Raw genomic sequence first — 17,628 nt, 5'->3', positions numbered from 1 at the left:
GGCGTCCAGGGCTCCGGCCCGAATGGCCGCATCGTGAAGGCGGATGTCGAGGCCGCCGCCGGCAGGCCCAAGGCCGCGCCCGCCGCGGCTCCGGCCCCGGCCCCTGTCACGGCGGCGCCCGCCGCGGCCCCGGCCCCCGCGCCGAAGCCCGCCGCCGCGCCCATCACCGCCCCGCACACGGCGGTGCCCAACTCCTCCATGCGCAAGGTCATCGCCAGGCGCCTGTCGGAGAGCAAGGCGACGGTGCCGCATTTCTACGTCTCGATGGATATCGAGCTGGATGCGCTGCTGAAGCTGCGAGCCGACCTCAATGCGCGCGCGCCGAAGGACGGGCCGGGTGCCTTCAAGCTCTCGGTCAACGACCTCATCATCAAGGCCGCCGCGCGGGTGCTGCGCCAGTACCCCACGGTCAACGCCTCCTGGACCGATGACGCGATCATCCAGTACCACGACGTGGACATCTCGGTGGCCGTGTCGATCCCGGACGGGCTGATCACGCCGATCGTGAAGAAGGCCGACCAGAAGGGCCTCGCCGCCATCAGCAACGAGATGAAGGACCTGGCCGCCCGCGCCAAGTCCGGCAAGCTCAAGCTGGAGGAGTTCCAGGGCGGCAGCTTCAGCATCTCCAACATGGGGATGTTCGGGGTGAAGGACTTCGCCGCCATCATCAACCCGCCGCAGGCCGGTATCCTGGCCATCGGCGCGGGCGAGCAGCGTGCGGTGGTGAAGGATGGCGCCCTGGCCATCGCCACGGTGATGACCTGCACCCTCTCGGTCGACCACCGCGTCGTCGATGGCGCGCTGGCCGCCGAGTGGATCGCCGCCTTCAAGAAGGTGGTCGAGGATCCGCTGAGCCTGATGCTGTGAGCGGGGACGCCGCCTTCTCCCTGCGCGAGGCGCGGCCGCGCGATGCCGAGAGCATCCAGCGGCTGGTGCGCGGCCTGGCCGCGTATGAGAACCTCGCCGGGGAGATGGTGGCGACCGCCCAGGATTATTACGGCGCCCTCGCCACGAAGCGCCTGCACGGCCTGCTCGCCGAGATCGGGGGCGAGGCCGTGGGCCTCTGCCTCTGGTACGAAACCTTCAGCACCTTCGCCGGCAAGGCCGGAATCTGGGTCGAGGATGTCTTCGTCCTGCCGGAGCACCGGCGGCACGGCATCGGCCTCGCCCTGTTCCGCGCCGTGGCGAAGCGCGCGGTGGAGGGCGGGCATGCCTGGATGGAATGGAACGTGCTCGACTGGAACACGCCCGCCATCGCCTTCTACCGGCGGCTGGGCGCGGCCGGGCGCGAGGAATGGACCGATCAACGCCTCTCCGGTGACGCGCTGAAGGCGCTCGCCGGCTGAGTCTCCCCGGAAGGAACCGGACGACATGGCCGAGCAGTTCGACCTGGTGGTGGTGGGCGGTGGCCCGGGCGGCTATGTCGCCGCCATCCGCGCCGCGCAGCTGAAGATGAAGGTCGCGCTGGTGGAGCGCGAGCACCTGGGCGGCATCTGCCTCAACTGGGGCTGCATCCCGACCAAGGCGCTGCTGCGCGCCTCCGAGATCAACCACCTGCTGCACAGCCTCGACCAGTATGGCTTCGCGGCGGACAATGTCCGCTACGACTTCGCCAAGGTGGTCAAGCGCTCGCGGCAGGTCTCGGCCCAGCTCTCGGCCGGCGTGAAGGGGCTGCTGAAGAAGAACAAGGTCACCGTCTTCGACGGCAGCGGCAAGCTCGCCGGGCCGGGCAAGCTCGCCGTCACCGGCAAGGATGGCAAGCCGGTGGCCGAGCTGGCCGCGAAGCACATCATCCTGGCGACCGGCGCGCGCGCCCGCGTCATCCCCGGCATCGAGCCGGATGGCAAGCTGATCTGGTCCTACCGGGAAGCCCTGCAGCCGGACATCATGCCGAAGAAGCTGGTGGTCATCGGCTCCGGCGCCATCGGCAGCGAATTCGCCTCCTTCTACCTCAACATGGGCGCCGAGGTGACCCTGGTCGAGGTGATGGACCGCATCCTGCCCGTCGAAGATGCCGAGGTCTCGGCCTTCGTGAAGAAGTCCTTCGAGAAGCAGGGGATGAAGGTGCTGACCGGCGCCCGCATCCAGGGCGTGCGCAAGACGGCGGATGGCGTCGTCGCCGTCATCGAGGCCGGCAACAAGGTGCAGGAGATCGTGGCGGACCGCCTGATCTCCGCCGTCGGCATCGTCGGCAATGTGGAGAATCTTGGCCTGGAAGGCACCAAGGTGCAGGTCGAGAAGACCCATATCGTCACCGACGCCTTCGGCCGCACCGGGGAGCCGGGCGTCTATGCCATCGGCGACCTGACCGGCGCCCCCTGGCTGGCGCACAAGGCCAGCCATGAGGGCATCATCACCGTCGAGGCCATCGCCGGGCTGCACCCGCACGCGATGGACACCAGCAATATCCCGGGCTGCACCTATTGCCGCCCGCAGGTGGCCTCCGTCGGCCTCACCGAGGCCAGGGCGAAGGAAGCCGGGCACGAGGTGCGCGTCGGCCGCTTCCCCTTCATCGGCAATGGCAAGGCCATCGCCCTCGGGGAGCCGGAAGGCTTCATCAAGACGGTGTTCGACGCCAAGACCGGCGCCCTGCTCGGCGCCCACATGGTCGGCCCCGAGGTGACGGAGATGATCCAGGGCTACACCATCGCCCGCACCCTGGAGACCACCGAGGCGGAACTGATGCACACCGTCTTCCCGCACCCCACCGTGTCGGAAGCGATGCATGAATCCGTCCTCGACGCCTATGGCCGCGTCATCCACATCTGAGGCGGCGCACTCTTGAGAGGGGCTTCGCCCCTCTCAAACTCTCCCCACCAAAGGCCTGAGGCCTTTGGAAACCCATCCGTGAGGGCCCCTGATGGCGGGTGCAGGGGACCCCGTCCCCTGCTGGGGGAGTTTGAGGGGGCAAGGCCCCCTCAAGGCCAGCTGCGGCACCGCCCCTCTCGCCAGACTCCCCCCCTTCACCATATAGAGACGGACGGTCCGGCCGTTTTTGCCGAAGGAGCAGCCATGTCCACGCGTATTCTGATCGACCATCGGGCCGGCGGAGCGGTTTCGAATGGCGATGGCGCGCCCAGGGCCCTGCGCCACCCGGAAAAGGCGCACCGCCCGGACAACCCGATCAAGCGCAAGCCGGACTGGATCCGCGTCAAGGCCCCCACCCACCCGATCTACCACGAGACGCGCGGCCTGATGCGCGACAACAAGCTGGTGACGGTGTGCGAGGAAGCGGCCTGCCCCAATATCGGTGAATGCTGGTCGCAGCGCCACGCCACCATGATGATCATGGGCGAGATCTGCACCCGCGCCTGCTCCTTCTGCAACATCACCACCGGCCTGCCCAAGGCGCTGGACGCCGATGAGCCGCGCCGCGTGGCCGATGCCGTGGCCAAGCTCGGCCTCAAGCACGTCGTCATCACCAGCGTGGACCGCGACGACCTGGCCGATGGCGGCGCCGCGCATTTCGCCGCCGTCATCGCCGCCATCCGCGCCGCCGCGCCGGAGACGACGATCGAGATCCTCACCCCCGACTTCCTGCGCAAGGATGGCGCGCTGGAGGTGGTGGTGGCCGCCCGGCCGGACGTCTTCAACCACAATCTGGAGACGGTGCCGAAGCTCTACCCCACCATCCGCCCCGGCGCGCGCTACTACCACTCGCTGCGCCTGCTGGACCGGGTGAAGCAGCTCGACCCCGCCATCTTCACCAAGTCCGGCCTGATGGTCGGCCTCGGCGAGACGCGGCTGGAAGTGCTGCAGGTGATGGACGACATGCGCAGCGCCGAGATCGACTTCCTCACCATCGGCCAATACCTCCAGCCCACCATCAAGCACGCCGCGGTGGACCGCTTCGTCGAGCCGGCGGAGTTCGAGGACTATGCCAAGATGGCGCGCGGCAAGGGCTTCCTCCTCGTCTCCGCCACGCCGCTGACGCGCTCCTCCTACCACGCGGACCGGGACTTCGCGGCCCTGCGCGAGGCGCGCAACGCCAAGCTCCGCGCCGCTTTCTGATGCCCACCCATGCTGAGAAGCGCCTCCTGCGCTACACGCCGGAGCAGCTCTTCGCCCTCGTCGCCGATGTCCGCCGCTACCCGGAATTCCTGCCCTGGTGCGTCGGTGCCCGCGTCATCACCCAGAGTGAGACAGAGCTGGTGGCGGACCTGACCATCGGCTTCAAGATGTTCCGCGAGACCTTCCGCTCCCGCGTCGAGCTGGAGCGGCCCGGCGCGGTGCGCGTGCGCTACGAGAACGGCCCCTTCCGCTACCTCAACAACAACTGGAGCTTCACCGCGGTGGAAGGCGGGACGGAGGTCGATTTCTTCGTGGATTTCGAGTTCCGCAGCGCCCTTCTGCAAACCGTCATCGGCGTGGTCTTCAACGAGGCGGTGCGGCTGATGGTCCGCGCCTTCGAGCGGCGGGCGATGATGCTCTATGGCCGCGATGGCCGCCCCGGCATGGCCGCCGCCCGCCCCTCCCCCCTGCCGCGCGGTTAAGGGGGGCTGACGCACCGCCTGGCACCTGCCAATGTTGCGGTGTGTCATGCTCGTCCGAATCCTGATCCTGCTGCTTCTCGGCACCGCCCTGCTCTGGCAGCAGGATGGCCCCGCCTGGCTGGCGGAGATCCCGGCCTGGCAGCTCTGGGCCGCGCTGGTGGCCTTCGCGCTGTGGACGGCCTGGCGGCTCTACCGCCAGCTTCGCGCCGCCCTCCGTGACATGAACGACTGAGCCCCGCCCGCCAGAAAGGCCCGCCCATGGTCCATGCCCCTGCCCGCCCGCCGGCTGGCGCGCCCCCGGTCCGCATCAACCTCTATTCCGACACGCAGACCCGCCCCGGCGCGGCGATGCGGCAGGCCATGATGGCCGCCGAGGTTGGCGATGAGCAGTATGGCGACGACCCCACGGTGCATGCCCTGTGCGACCGCATGGCGGCGCTGCTGGGCAAGGAGGCGGCGATGTTCCTGCCCTCCGGCACCATGTGCAACGTCGTCGCCATCCTCACCCATTGCCGCCCGGGCGACGAGGTGCTGGCGCATGAGACGGCGCATATCCTGACCAGCGAGGGCGGCACCCATGCCGCGCTGGCCGGGGTGCAGATCAACCCGCTGCGCGGCGCGCGCGGCATGTTCGATGCCGGGGCGCTGCGGGCCGCCATCCGCAATGGCAGCCGCTATGCCCCGCCGCAGCGCCTGCTGGAAATCGAGCAGACGGCCAATCTCGGCGGCGGCGCCGTCTGGCCCCAGGCGCAGATCGATGCCGTGGTGGCCGTGGCGCGGGAACAGGGCTGGTCCACCCACATGGACGGCGCCCGGCTGATGAATGCCGTGGTCGCCAGCGGCATCCCCGCCGCCGAGATGGTGGCCGGCTTCGACAGCGTGTGGCTGGACTTCACCAAGGGCCTGGGCGCGCCGCTCGGCGCCGTGCTGGCCGGCTCGGCGGAATTCATCGGCCAGGCCTGGCGCTGGAAGCAGCGGCTCGGCGGCTCCATGCGGCAGGCCGGCATCTGCGCCGCCGCCTGCCTCTACGCGCTGGACCACAACATCAACCGGCTGGCCGAGGACCACGCCAATGCCCGCACCCTGGCGCGCGGCCTGCGCCAGATCGAGGGCATGGCGGTGGAAGAGCCGGATACCAACCTCGTCTTCTTCAACCCCTCCGGCGCGGGGCTGGCGGCGGAAGCCCTGGTGGCGGCGCTGCGGGCGCAGGGCATCCACCTCTCCTTGCTGGGCGGGCGGGTGCGCGCCTGCACCCATCTCGACGTGACGGCGCCGATGATCGAGGAAACCCTGGGGGCCATCCGCGCGGTTCTGAAGGCCGCTTAAAAACAGACGTTCTTTTTTGAAAAAAAGAACCAAAAAACTTCTTTCTGTTGGCGTCCCGCCTCAGGCCTGAAGCGGGACGCCAAACTGAAAAAGTCTTTTTGTTTCTTTTTCTTCAGAAAAAGAAGATTCTTATTTTTTACTCAATTCTCCCAAGAGACGCGCATGGCTGCGCGTCCCGGCGTGGAGACAGGCCAGTTCGAACTTCTCGTTCGGGCTATGCACCTGGTCATCATCCAGGCCGAAGCCCATCAGCAGGCTGTCCAGCCCCAGAATGCCCTTCAGGCTCGACACCACGGGGATGGAGCCGCCGCCACCCGCCAGCACCGCCGGGCGGCCGAACTCCGCCTCCAGCACGCGCCGCGCCGCCAGCACCGCCGGCGAATCGGTGGGAATGGAGACGCCCGGCGCCAGCCCGAAGACCTGGAGCGTGAATTGGGCATCCGCCGGCAGGCGGGACTGCACGAAGGCGCGGATGCCCTCGACGATCTTCTCCGGGTCCTGCCCCGGCACGAGGCGGCAGGAGAGCTTCGCATGCCCCTCGCAGGCGATGACGGTCTTGGACCCCTCGCCCATATAGCCACCCCAGATGCCGTTGATATCAGCGGTCGGCCGGGCCCAGAGGCGTTCCGGCGCGCTGCGCCCCGCCTCGCCGCCGGGGACGGAGAGGCCCTGCGCGCCGAGGAAGGCAGCCTCGTCGAAGCCCAGCGCATCCCAGGCGGCGCGCTGTTCCGCCGTCGGCTCGGCCACGCCGTCATAGAAGCCGGGGATGCGGATGCGGCCTTCCTCGTCCTTCAACTCACCGAGGATGCGCGTCAGCAGGTTCAGCACATTCACCGCCGAGCCGCCGAACAGGCCGGAATGCAGGTCACGCTCGCCCAGGCGCAGGTCGATCTGCACATAGGCGAGGCCGCGCAGGCTGACGGTCAGCGCCGGCACGCCGGGCGCCCACATGTTGGTGTCGCTGATCAGCGCGAAATCGGCGGTGAGCGTGGCCTTCTCCGCCGCCAGCACGGCATCGAGATGCGTGCTGCCGATTTCCTCCTCGCCCTCCACCAGCACGGTGACGCGCACCGGCGGGCCACCGGCGACACTGTTCCAGGCGCGCAGGGCGGCGAGCCAGGTCATCACCTGGCCCTTGTCGTCCACCGCGCCGCGCGCCACCAGCCGCGGGCCGCGCGGCCCCTCGGTGACCACCGGGTCGAAGGGCGGGCTGGCCCAGAGTTCCAGCGGCTCGGGCGGCTGGACGTCATAATGGCCGTAGATCAGCACATGCGGCGCATCCGGGCCGGGGCCGGGATGCTCGGCGATCACCACCGGGTGGCCCGGCGTCTCGCGCAGGCGGGCGGTGAAGCCCAGCGCGGCGAGTTTCTTCACCAGCCATTCGGCGGCGCGGCGGCAATCCGGGGCATGGGCGGGCTGCGCGCTGATGCTCGGGATGCGCAGCCATTCGATCAGGCTGGCTTCCGTCTCGGCGCGGGCGGAATCGAGCGCGGCGAGAACCCGCGCGGTGAGATCTTGGGTCATGGCGCGGGGGAGTGTCGCGCCGGTTCGGGAGGGTGAAAAGGGCGGGGGAAGGAATTCCCCCGCACCCCCCCTCTTTTTTCTGTCAGCCGGCGGCGGCGGCGATGGCCAGGAAATCCTCGGCCTTCAGGCTGGCACCGCCGATCAGCCCGCCATCCACATGCGGCAGGGCCAGGATGGCCTCGGCATTCGAGGGCTTCAGCGAGCCGCCATAGAGAATGCGCAGCGTGGCGCCGGCAGGGCCGAAGGTGGCTTCCAGCTCGGCGCGGATGCGCGCATGCATGGCGGCGATATCCGCCTCCGTCGGCGTGCGGCCGGTGCCGATGGCCCAGACCGGCTCATAGGCCACCACGCCGCCCGCCGCGGCGAAGCCCTCGGGCAGGCTGCCGGCGAGTTGCCCGGCCACCACCGTCTCGGCCTCGCCGGACAGGCGCTGCGCCTCGCTCTCACCGACGCAGACCACCGGGACGAGGGCCGCGGCCAGCGCGGCCACGGCCTTGGCGCGCACCACGGCATCGCTCTCGCCATGATCGGCGCGGCGCTCGGAATGGCCCAGGATGACGTAGCGGGCACCGAGATCGGCCAGCATGGGCGCGGCGACATCGCCGGTATGCGCGCCCTTGGCGGCGGCGTGGCAATCCTGCGCGCCCAGCGCCACCGCGCTGCCGGCCAGGGCGGCGGCCACCGGCACCAGATGCGGGAAAGGCGGGCAGACCAGCAGTTCCACCGCCGGGGCGGAACCGGCGGCGACGCCGCGCGCCAGCGCCGTGGCCTCGGCCAGGGTGCCGTTCATCTTCCAGTTGCCGGCGATCAGCGGGCGCACACCAGGGGTCATGCTCGGGTCCTTCGCGGTGTCTTTGCGGCAAAACGCGCTACAGGCGGTGCGGGCGTTTGGCAACCGGGCGGCTTTTCCCTATGGTCCGGCGGCCTTCATTGTCGCGGAATACCATGCTCACTGCGTTGCGCCGGCTCGCCGGCACCTGGTTCGCCAAGGGCCTGTTCCTGCTGCTGATCCTCTCCTTCGCCATCTGGGGGATCGAGGATGTGGTCCGCAAGATCGGCACGGACAGCGCCGTCGCCCGCGTCGGCGACGACCCGATCGAATTGCCGGAAGCCCAGATGGCCGCCCGGCGTGAGATCAACCGCGTGCAGCGCCAGCTTGGCGCCAGCTTCGACATCACGCCGCAGATGGCCGGGGCGCTCAGCCGCCAGGCCGTCGAGGGGCTGGTGATGGAGCGCGTGCAGCGCCAGGAGGCACAGCGCCTCGGCCTCGCCGTGCCGGAGCAGGCGCTGCGGGACTATGTCTTTGGCATTCCGGCCTTCCAGGGTGCGGATGGCCGCTTCAGCCGCCTCGCCTTCGATGCCTTCCTGCGCAACAACGGGCTGACCGAGCCGGCCTTCCTCGGCCTGCTGCGCGGTGACCTGGAGCGGCAGCAGATGGCGGGCGCCGTGCGCGCCGGCGCCGCCGGCCCCGATGCGCTGACCCGCCCGCTGCTCGCCTGGGAGCGTGAGCAGCGCGTGGCCGATGTGGTCCGCCTGCCCTTCTCCGCCGCCGAGGAACCGGCCGAGCCGGAGGAGGCGCAGCTGCGCCGCTTCCAGGAGAACAATCCGGACCGCTTCTCCGCCCCGGAATACCGCAGGCTGCAACTGGCCGTGCTCTCGCCCGAGACGGTGGCGGCCGAGGTGCAGCCGACCGAGCAGGAACTGCGCGCCGCCTACGAGGCGCACCAGGACCAGTATGAGCGCCCCGAGCGCCGCAAGGTCGAACAGGTGCTGCTGCAGGACCGCGCCAAGGCCGAGGCCCTGGCCGCCTCCTGGCGCGGTGGCGCCGACTTCGCCGCGATCAGCACCGAGGCGCAGGCGGCGGGCGGGCAGGCCATCGACCTCGGCGAGATCGATCAGGCCGGGCTGCCGATGCCAGAACTGGCCGGCGCCGTCTTCTCCCTGCCGGAGGGCGGGGTGAGCGCCCCGGTGCAGAGCGCCTTCGGCTGGCATGTGCTGCGTGTGACGCAGATCCTCCCCGGCGAGACGCGCGGCTTCGAGGGCGCCCGCGCCGAGGTGGAAGCCCAGGTGAAGCGCGAGCGCGCCGCTGACCTCGCCTTCGAGCGCGCCAATCAGGTGGAGGATGCCCTGGCCGCCGGTGGCGCCCTGGCCGAGGTGGCGCAGCGCTTCGGGCTGGCCACCGCCGAGGCCACGCTGGACGCCCGCGGCGTGGCGCCGGATGGCACGCGCCCTGACCTGCCGCTCTCCGGCGCGGCGCTGGACATCGCCCTGCGCGCCGCCTTCACCGCCCAGCAGGGGCAGACGCCGCGCCTGGCCGAGGCGGGGCAGACCGCCCTCTTCGCCTTCGACCTGCGGGAGGTGATCCCGGCCGCCCTGCGCCCCTATGAGACGGTGCAGGCCCAGGTGCGTGCCGCCTGGGAGGCCGATGCCCGCCGCCGCGCCCAGGAGCAGCGCGCCGCCGCCCTGCTCGCCGCCGTCCAGGGAGGCAAGAGCCTCGCCGAGGCGGCGCAGGAGGCCGGGCTCTCCGCCCGCGGCACAGGCCCGCTCGGCCGCGACGCCCAGGCCCCGGGCCTGCCGGGCGAGGTGGTGCAGGCCATCTTCGCCACGCCCGAGAAGCAGGCGACCATGGCCGAGGCAGCGGATGCCTTCGTGGTGGCCCAGGTGACGCAGGTGGTGCCCTTCGACCCGGCGACCGACCCGCTGGCGCTTGGCCGCGTGCGCGGCACGGTGGAACAGGCCATGCTGGCCGACCTGGAGGCGCAGTATCTCGACGCCCTGCGCGCCGGCGCCCGCGTGACCTACAATGACTCGATGCTGCGCCAGCTGATGGCGCCCTGAGCTGGACTGCGCCTTCCCTTTCGGGGGGAGGCGCAGACTGACCCTTGGTTAAGGTAAGGGTTCTTTTTTGAAAAAAAGAACCAAAAAACTTTCTTCAATCTTGTCGTCACCTTTCATCAGTGCTCAAGCACCTGCTGAAAGAAAGTCTTTTTGCTTCTTTTTCTTCAGAAAAAGAAGATTCTCTTAAATTTCATGAGATTTCACTTTAAGAATCAGCCTCCAAAACGCTGTTTCTAAAGAAATTTCCTGACTCTCCCCACTCTCCTGTCGCGCGCTGGCCATCTTTCCAGCCCTATCGTAGGATGACCTGACCACCAATTTCATCATCCGTGAACCTGTGCCGCGCGCTTGACCATCTTCGCAGTGCGGGGGAAGGATCGCCCTGCATGATACACATCGCCACATCGCCCCTCCGCTGCCCGCCCGCCTTCCGCACAGGCCGGGCGTGGTGGTGGCGTGGCATGGCGCCGGGGCGGGGCGCGCCGCTCTCCACCTTTGTCCTTCCTGGCCTGAACGAGATGGCGCCGTGATGTCCCTGAAACCCGTGCTGGCGCGGCTGGCCGCCGGCGAAACCCTCGCGGAGAGCGAAGCGGAGCACGCCTTCGGCGTCATCATGAGCGGCGAGGCCACGCCGGCGCAGATCGCCGGCCTGCTCATGGCCATGCGCGTGCGCGGCGAGACGGTGGCCGAGATGACCGGCGCCGTCCGCGCCATGCGCGCGCGGATGAGCGCCATCGAGGCCCCGCCCGGCGCCATCGACATCGTCGGCACCGGCGGCGACGGCGCCGGCACGCTGAACATCTCCACCGCCACGGCCTTCGTCGTCGCCGGCTGCGGCATCCCGGTGGCCAAGCACGGCAACCGCGCGCTCTCCTCCAGATCCGGCGCCTCGGACGCGCTGACGGCGCTCGGCATCAATATCGACGTGCCGTTGCCGCGACTGGAGGCGGTGCTGCGCGAGGCCGGCATGGTCTTCCTGGCCGCGCCGCGCCACCATGCCGCGCTGCGCCATGCCGCCGGGCCGCGCGTCGAGCTGGGCACCCGAACCATCTTCAACCTGCTCGGCCCGCTGACCAGCCCGGCGCGGGTGAAGCGGCAGATGACCGGCGCCTTCGCCCCCCAGTGGCTGCGCCCGATGGCCGAGACGCTCGCCCGCACCGGCAGCGAACGCGCCTGGCTGGTGCATGGCCAGGGGCTGGACGAGCTGACGCTCTCCGGCCCCAGCCAGGTGGTGGAACTGCATGGCGGGACCATCCGCGAATTCACCATCACCCCCGCCGATGCCGGGCTGCCGGAGGCGCCGCTCGCCGCCCTGAAGGGTGGCGACCCGGCGGAGAACGCGGCCGCGCTGGAGGCCCTCCTGCATGGCGCGCATGGCCCCTATCGGGACTGCGTGGTGCTGAACGCGGCGGCGGCCCTTGTGGTCGCCGGCGAAACGAACGATCTGCGGGGCGCGGCCCATCGCGCGGCCCGCGCCATCGACGAGGGCGCGGCCCGCGCGGTGCTGCAAAAGCTGCGGCACGCCACCAGCACCACCTCGGAAACTCCACCGGGCTAAAACCGCCGCCCGGCGATCCTGCCTGTCCTGCTACCCTCTCCTGAGCCGCCGTCGCGCCCCGGGCGCCGAGAAGACCATGAACGCTGACATTCTGCCCGACACCCTGCTGCGCATCCTGGCCGACAAGGAGGTCGAAGTGCGCGAGCGCGCGGCCCTCACCCCGCTCTCCGAGATGGAGAAGCGCGCCAAGGAGGCCGCGAAGCCGCGCGACTTCACCGGCGCGCTCTGCGCCGCCGTGGGCGAGGGCCGCATCGGCCTGATCGCCGAGATCAAGAAGGCCTCGCCCTCGGGCGGGCTGATCCGCGAGCCCTTCGACCCCGCCGGCCTCGCCCGGGCCTATGAGGCCGCCGGGGCCGCCTGCCTCTCGGTGCTGACGGATGCGCCCTGGTTCCAGGGCAACCCGGCCGACCTCGTCGCCGCCCGCGCCGCCTGCGCCCTGCCCGTGCTGCGCAAGGACTTCATGATCGACCCCTACCAGGTGTTCGAGGCGCGGGCGATGGGGGCGGACTGCATCCTGCTGATCCTCGCCGCCCTGTCCGACGCCCAGGCGAAGGAGCTGGAGGAGGTGGCGCGCAGCCTCGACATGGCCGTGCTGGCCGAGGTGCATGACCGCCGCGAGCTGGACCGCGCGCTCGGCCTGCACACCCGGCTGATCGGGGTGAACAACCGCAATCTCCGTACCTTGAAGACCGATCTTGCCACGGCGGAGGAGCTGGTTCCGCTGATCCCGGCGGACCGCATCCCGGTGGCCGAGAGCGGGCTGCGCGACCCGGCGGATGTGCGGCGCATGGCCGATGTCGGCGCGCGCTGCATCCTGGTGGGCGAGCACCTGCTGCGCCAGCCGGACGTCACCGAGGCCGCCCGCGCCATGGTGCAGGCCGGATGAGCGGCGCGGCGCCAAAGGCGGTGTCAGAGGCGCCGGGGGGCTTCACCCATTTCGACGCCGAGGGCCGGGCGGTGATGGTGGATGTCTCCGCCAAGCCCGCCACGGCGCGGCTGGCCATCGCGCGCGGCGCGGTGGAGATGGAGCCGGCCACGCTGGAGGCCCTCCGCCAGGGCGGCATCGGCAAGGGCGATGTGCTGGGCGTGGCGCGGCTGGCCGGCATCATGGCCGCCAAGAAGACCGCCGACCTGATCCCGCTCTGCCACCCGCTGGCGCTGTCCTCCGTGCGGCTGGACCTCGTGCCGGTGCCGCCGGGGCGGGTGGAGATCGAGGCGCGGGTGAAGACCACCGGCCCCACCGGGGTGGAGATGGAGGCGCTGACCGCCGTCTCCGTCGCGGCGCTGACCGTCTATGACATGTGCAAGGCCATCGACCGGGGCATGCGCATCGAGGGCATCCGCCTCGCCCGCAAGGAAGGCGGCAAATCCGGCACCTGGGAGGCTACCCCTGAGGACGCCTCCCCCGGGGACGCCGCCTGATGCTGCCTGTGGCCGAGGCGCGGGCGCGCATCCTCGCCGCCCTGCAACCGACGGGGGGCGAGACGGTCGCCCTGCCGGAGGCCTGGAACCGCGTGCTGGCCGCCCCGGTAGTGGCGCGGCTGACGCAGCCGCCCGCCGCCGTCTCCGCCATGGATGGCTATGCGCTGCGCGCGGCGGATGGGGCGGAAGGCGCGGTGCTGCGCGTCATCGGCGCGGCGCCGGCGGGGCATCCCTTCGCCGGGACGCTGGGCGCGGGGGAGGCGGTGCGCATCTTCACCGGCGGCGTGGTGCCGGCGGGGGCGGATGCCATCCTGCTGCAGGAGGACGCCACCCCTGGCGAAGGCCCGGACAGCCCCACGGTCCTGGTGCGGGAGGCGGTGCGGCCCGGCCGCTGGATCCGCCCGCAGGGGCTGGATTTCCGCGCGGGCGACACGCTGCTCTCCGCCGGGCGGCGACTGACGGCGCGCGATATCGGCCTGGCCGCGGCGGCCAACCACCCCTGGCTGACGGTGCACCGCGCGCCGCGCGTCGCCATCCTGGCCACGGGGGATGAGATCGTCCTGCCGGGCGAGCCGCTGCCGGCGGGGGGCATCGTCTCCTCCAACGCGCATGCGCTGGCGGCGCTGGTGCTGGCGGCGGGGGGCGTGCCGCTGGTGCTGCCCATCGCGACCGACCGGGAGGAGAGCATCACCGCCGCCGCCGCCGCCGCGCGGGGCTGCGACATGCTGGTGACCACCGGCGGCGCCAGCGTGGGCGAGCATGACCTGATCCAGAAGGCGCTCGCCCCGCAGGGTCTGGCGGTGGATTTCTGGAAGATCGCCATGCGCCCCGGCAAGCCGCTGATCTGGGGCCGGCTGGGGGAGACGCCGCTGCTGGGCCTGCCGGGCAATCCGGTCTCCGCCCTGGCCTGTGCCGTGCTGTTCCTCTGGCCGGCGCTGGCGCGGCTGAGCGGGCTGCCCGCCGCGCCGCCGCCCTTCCGCCGCGCCGTCACGGGGGCGGACCTGCCGGCCAATGACGGGCGTGAGGACTATATGCGCGCCACCGTCAGCGCCGGGCCGGAGGGCCAGGTGGTCGTCACCGCCGCGCAGCGGCAGGACAGTTCCATGCTGCGCGTCCTGGCCGGGGCGGATGCCCTGCTGCGCCGCCTGCCGCATGCCCCCGCCCTGCCCGCCGGGTCGGAGGTCGAGGTTCTGGTCTTGACGGAAATCGGCCTCTGAGGCGGCCAAGTGCCGGAAAATACGGCAAGGACTTGTTGACCGCCCTCCAAGAACCTACGTAGAACATCAGCGATGGTTGCCGCTTTGTTCGCGGCCGCCCCATGCCGCCAGGGAGCGCCCCATGCTGACCCGCAAGCAACATGAGTTGCTGATGTTCATTGATCGTCACCTGCGGGACACGGGCTTCTCGCCCTCCTTCGAGGAAATGAAGGAGGCGCTGAAACTCCGCTCCAAATCGGGCATCCACCGGCTGATCACGGCGCTGGAGGAACGCGGCTTCCTGCGCCGCCGTGCCCACCGGGCGCGGGCGCTGGAGGTGATCCGCCTGCCCGACAATGTTGCGGCGCTGTCCGCCGCGCCGCCTCCCCTGGCGGTGCCCGAGCGTGTGCCGGAACCCGCCGCGCGGCATGCTTCGGCCGCCCCGGGCTTCGCCGCGCCCGGATTCACCGCGCCCGGCTTCACCGCGAATGTCATCCGCGGCAATTTCGCGCCCAACCTGCCCGGCGTGCCGCGCCCGGCGCTGGAGGCGGCGGCCGTGCATCTGCCGCTCTATGGCCGCATCGCCGCCGGGCTGCCGATCGAGGCGCTGCGCGACCAGGGCGCCAGTGTTGAGGTGCCGGCGGCGCTGATCGGGCATGGCGACCACTACGCGCTGGAGGTCGCGGGGGATTCCATGGTGGAGGCCGGCATTCTCGATGGCGACACCGTCATCATCCGCCGCGATGACATGGCGGAGAACGGCGCCATCGTCGTCGCCCTGGTGGATGACGCCGAGGTGACGCTGAAGCGCCTGCGCCGCAAGGGCAATTCCATCGCCCTGGAAGCCGCCAACCCGCGCTACGAGACGCGCATCTTCGGCCCGGACCGCGTCAAGGTTCAGGGGCGTCTGGTGGGTCTGCTGCGCCGCTACTGAGGGCCGCCGCCTCACCCGCCTGCACCTGCCCAGGGGCCTGCCCAGAGGTCTGCACAGAGGTCTGCTCTGGCGCCTGCCCTGGGGCCGCGCGCGGGGCCGGGCGGGGCGGCACCCAGGGCCGCGCGCCACGCCAGGCGCGGTCCGACACCACCACCACCCCGCCGGGCCGCAGCCAGGCGGCATGGGCGCCATCACGCCAGACGCTGAAGCGGTCGATCACCGCGCTGGCCTCGCAGCGGCCGCGGATGGGTTCGGCCGCGAGCAGCAGCGCCGCCCGGCCACAGGCGGCGGAGGCCCAGAGCGGCGCCGCCTGCCCGCCGCGCTGCGGCTTCACCGGGCGCAGCAGCAGGGCGGCGGGGCCCTCCGGCCAGGGCTGGAAGCGGCATTCCCGCGCGGTGCAGGACAGGCCGGGCAGCTTCGCCGCCTCCGGCGCCGGGGCGTCCTCCTCCCCCCAGCCACGCAGCCAGCTCTCCCGCAGGAAGGCGGAGACGCTGCCGCTGCGGTGCAGCGCCAGCCCCTCCTCCGTGCGGAAGCCGATCAGCCGCGCATCGGCCGAGACCAGGATATCCGGCGGCCGCACCCAGGCGGCGCTGCCCAGGCCCAGCGCCAGCAGCGGTACGCCCAGCCAGCGCAGCCCGCTGCGCCAGAGGCAGAGCCAGACCAGGCCGAAGGCCGTCACCCCCAGGCCCCAGGACGGGATGGGCAGGGTGGTCATCGCCGCGCCGGGCCAGGAGGCGACACCGCGCGCCACCCAGAGCACCCCCTCCACCGCCCAGCCCATGAGATGCAGGGGGGCCTGCTCCAGCCCCAGCGGCCAGAGCAGCATGGCCAGCATCCCCGCCGGCATCACCAGGAAGGAGGTCAGCGGCACCGCCACCAGATTGGCCGCCACGCCATAGAGCTGCAGCCGGCCAAAATGATGCAGGCCGAAGGGCAGCGTGGCCAGCCCCGCCAGCAGCGAACTGGCCAGCAGGCCGAACAGCAGCAGCAGCGGCCGCGCCCACCACGGGGCGAGGCGCCGCCCGCGCGACAGCAGCGGGGCCAGGGCCTCGCCGCCGGCGATCAGCACCATCACCGCGGCGAAGCTCATCTGGAAGGAGGGGCCGAGCAGCGCCTGGGGGGCCAGTAGCATCACCACCACGGCGGCCAGGGCCAGGGCGCGCAGCGAGAGCGCCCGCCGGCCGAGCAGGATGCCCAGCGTCACCAGCGCCGCCATGCCGAAGCTGCGCAGCATCGGCACCTGCCAGCCGGTGAGCAGCAGGTAGCCGAAGCCCAGCGCCAGGCTGGCCGGGGCCGCCAGCCGCTTGCCATCGACGCGCAGCGCCAGCGGCGGCACCAGCGCCACCAGCAGCCGCACCACGGTGAAGCCCAGCCCCATGACGATGGCGATATGCAGCCCGGAGACGGAGAGCAGATGCGCCAGCCCCGAATCACGCATGGCCTGCATGGCCTCGGCCGGGATGGCGCCCTGGCCGCCGGTGAACATGGCCGCCGACACCGCCCCCGCCGCCCCCGGGATGCTGTCCAGCACATGCCGTTCCAGCCGCGCCCGCAGGGTGGCGAAGGGGTCCGCCACGGCATCCTGTTCCGCAGGGGGGGAAAGACGCTCGGCGGGGCCGATGGCGAAGCCAGAGCCGCCCAGGCCGCTGAAGAACGCCTCGCGCTGGAAGTCCCAGGCGCCGGGATAGGCCGGGGCGGGCGGCGGGCGCAGCAGGGCGCGCAGCCGCAGCGTCTCCCCCGGCATGGGGCGCAGCGGGTCCTGGGCGCGCAGCCGGACGCGGATCTGCCGCGCGGCGGGGGCCGCCCCCTCCTCCCACACCGCGCCGGCGAGGGTGACGCGCAGGCCACCCGGCAATTGCTCCACCGCCGCCACCTGCCCCGTCACCACCACGGCGCGGCTGGGCAGGCTGAGCGGCGGCGGCTGGCGCGCGGCGCTCCAGGCGCCCCAGCCGAAGCCCAGCGCCGCCATGCCGGCGAGGCCGAGCAGCCATCCCGCCCCCCCATGGCCACGCAGCCCGAGCCAGAGCGCCGGGGCCAGCAGCAGCGGCGCCAGCAGCAGCCAGAGCGGCGAGGGTTCTGCGGCCTGACAAAAATAGGCCACCAGCCCGCAGCCCAGTGCCACGGCCCACCAGAGCGGCATGCGCTCCGCCTCGGCGGCCAGGATGGCGGAGAGGGCGGCGGCGGCGCGGCGGCGCAGCCAGAGCCGGCCAGCCATGGCGGCGAGGCGCAGGGCGGGCGGGCGCGGCAGGGTGGCGTCAGTTGCATTCATGAATTATCAACTTATACGCGCATTCCCCGGCGGCATGTCAGGGTGTTAGAAGCACCGGCCTGAAGGAA

17 protein-coding genes are annotated in these 17,628 nt (G+C 71.4%); 14 read left to right on the top strand and 3 right to left on the bottom strand.

All coding sequences use genetic code 11. From position 1 onward, the window contains the following. From NON00_RS18615 to NON00_RS18585, 7 genes are all read left to right on the top strand, one after another. The coding region (locus NON00_RS18615; protein WP_256024202.1) for a 2-oxo acid dehydrogenase subunit E2 at window positions 1-867 on the top strand (867 nt) is incomplete at its 5' end. Continuing rightward, the gene (locus NON00_RS18610) at window positions 864-1,346 is read left to right on the top strand and encodes a GNAT family N-acetyltransferase (RefSeq protein ID WP_256024201.1); all 483 of its coding nucleotides are present in this window, start codon (window positions 864-866) and stop codon (window positions 1,344-1,346) included. The genes NON00_RS18615 and NON00_RS18610, both read left to right, overlap by 4 nt. Before the next feature lie 25 nt (window positions 1,347-1,371). Further along, on the top strand, window positions 1,372-2,769 hold the full coding sequence (gene lpdA / locus NON00_RS18605) for a dihydrolipoyl dehydrogenase (RefSeq protein ID WP_256024200.1): 1,398 nt from the start codon (window positions 1,372-1,374) through the stop codon (window positions 2,767-2,769). 243 nt (window positions 2,770-3,012) lie between these two features. Beyond that, complete coding sequence (lipA, locus tag NON00_RS18600) at window positions 3,013-4,011, top strand: lipoyl synthase (RefSeq protein ID WP_256024199.1); 999 nt, start codon at window positions 3,013-3,015, stop codon at window positions 4,009-4,011. Then, window positions 4,011-4,493, top strand: a complete 483-nt coding sequence (locus tag NON00_RS18595; protein WP_256024198.1) for a type II toxin-antitoxin system RatA family toxin — start codon at window positions 4,011-4,013, stop codon at window positions 4,491-4,493. Before lipA ends, NON00_RS18595 begins: the two co-directional genes overlap by 1 nt. Window positions 4,494-4,539: 46 nt before the next feature. Next, a complete protein-coding gene (locus NON00_RS18590) occupies window positions 4,540-4,725 on the top strand; it encodes a hypothetical protein (protein ID WP_256024197.1) in 186 nt (61 codons plus the stop codon). Window positions 4,726-4,751: 26 nt separating this feature from the next. After that, window positions 4,752-5,819 (top strand): low specificity L-threonine aldolase, encoded by a 1,068-nt coding sequence (locus NON00_RS18585; protein ID WP_256024196.1) that lies wholly within the window; start codon window positions 4,752-4,754, stop codon window positions 5,817-5,819. Between the two features lie 129 nt (window positions 5,820-5,948). On the opposite strand, the gene NON00_RS18580 is transcribed toward NON00_RS18585, so the two are convergent. Continuing rightward, window positions 5,949-7,343 (bottom strand): dipeptidase, encoded by a 1,395-nt coding sequence (locus tag NON00_RS18580; protein ID WP_256024195.1) that lies wholly within the window; start codon window positions 7,341-7,343, stop codon window positions 5,949-5,951. 82 nt (window positions 7,344-7,425) lie between these two features. Further along, complete coding sequence (tpiA, locus tag NON00_RS18575; protein WP_305123441.1) at window positions 7,426-8,175, bottom strand: triose-phosphate isomerase; 750 nt, start codon at window positions 8,173-8,175, stop codon at window positions 7,426-7,428. A gap of 113 nt (window positions 8,176-8,288) precedes the next feature. Between tpiA and NON00_RS18570 the strand changes: the two genes are divergently transcribed. From NON00_RS18570 to lexA, 7 genes are all read left to right on the top strand, one after another. Continuing rightward, a complete protein-coding gene (locus NON00_RS18570) occupies window positions 8,289-10,181 on the top strand; it encodes a peptidylprolyl isomerase (RefSeq protein ID WP_256024194.1) in 1,893 nt (630 codons plus the stop codon). Between the two features lie 386 nt (window positions 10,182-10,567). Then, complete coding sequence (locus NON00_RS18565; protein ID WP_256024193.1) at window positions 10,568-10,711, top strand: hypothetical protein; 144 nt, start codon at window positions 10,568-10,570, stop codon at window positions 10,709-10,711. Beyond that, the gene (gene trpD, locus NON00_RS18560; RefSeq protein ID WP_256024192.1) at window positions 10,711-11,739 is read left to right on the top strand and encodes an anthranilate phosphoribosyltransferase; all 1,029 of its coding nucleotides are present in this window, start codon (window positions 10,711-10,713) and stop codon (window positions 11,737-11,739) included. The genes NON00_RS18565 and trpD overlap by 1 nt, the downstream gene beginning before the upstream one ends. A 76-nt stretch (window positions 11,740-11,815) precedes the next feature. Continuing rightward, complete coding sequence (gene trpC, locus NON00_RS18555; RefSeq protein WP_256024191.1) at window positions 11,816-12,625, top strand: indole-3-glycerol phosphate synthase TrpC; 810 nt, start codon at window positions 11,816-11,818, stop codon at window positions 12,623-12,625. Next, the gene (gene moaC / locus NON00_RS18550) at window positions 12,622-13,161 is read left to right on the top strand and encodes a cyclic pyranopterin monophosphate synthase MoaC (protein WP_256024190.1); all 540 of its coding nucleotides are present in this window, start codon (window positions 12,622-12,624) and stop codon (window positions 13,159-13,161) included. The genes trpC and moaC overlap by 4 nt, the downstream gene beginning before the upstream one ends. After that, entirely contained in the window at window positions 13,161-14,378 is a 1,218-nt protein-coding gene (gene glp / locus NON00_RS18545; protein ID WP_256024189.1) for a gephyrin-like molybdotransferase Glp, read from the top strand. The genes moaC and glp overlap by 1 nt, the downstream gene beginning before the upstream one ends. 121 nt (window positions 14,379-14,499) lie before the next feature. Then, a complete protein-coding gene (gene lexA / locus NON00_RS18540; protein ID WP_256024188.1) occupies window positions 14,500-15,291 on the top strand; it encodes a transcriptional repressor LexA in 792 nt (263 codons plus the stop codon). On the opposite strand, the gene NON00_RS18535 is transcribed toward lexA, so the two are convergent. Continuing rightward, window positions 15,248-17,560, bottom strand: coding sequence for a ComEC/Rec2 family competence protein (locus tag NON00_RS18535; protein ID WP_256024187.1), 2,313 nt, complete (start codon window positions 17,558-17,560; stop codon window positions 15,248-15,250). The genes lexA and NON00_RS18535 overlap by 44 nt on opposite strands. Between the last annotated feature and the right edge of the window lie 68 nt (window positions 17,561-17,628).

The organism is Roseomonas sp. GC11, from assembly GCF_024437745.1.
GTDB lineage: Bacteria > Pseudomonadota > Alphaproteobacteria > Acetobacterales > Acetobacteraceae > Pseudoroseomonas.
Note: the sequence above shows the minus strand (reverse complement) of the source record. Positions and strands in the feature narration are given on the sequence as shown.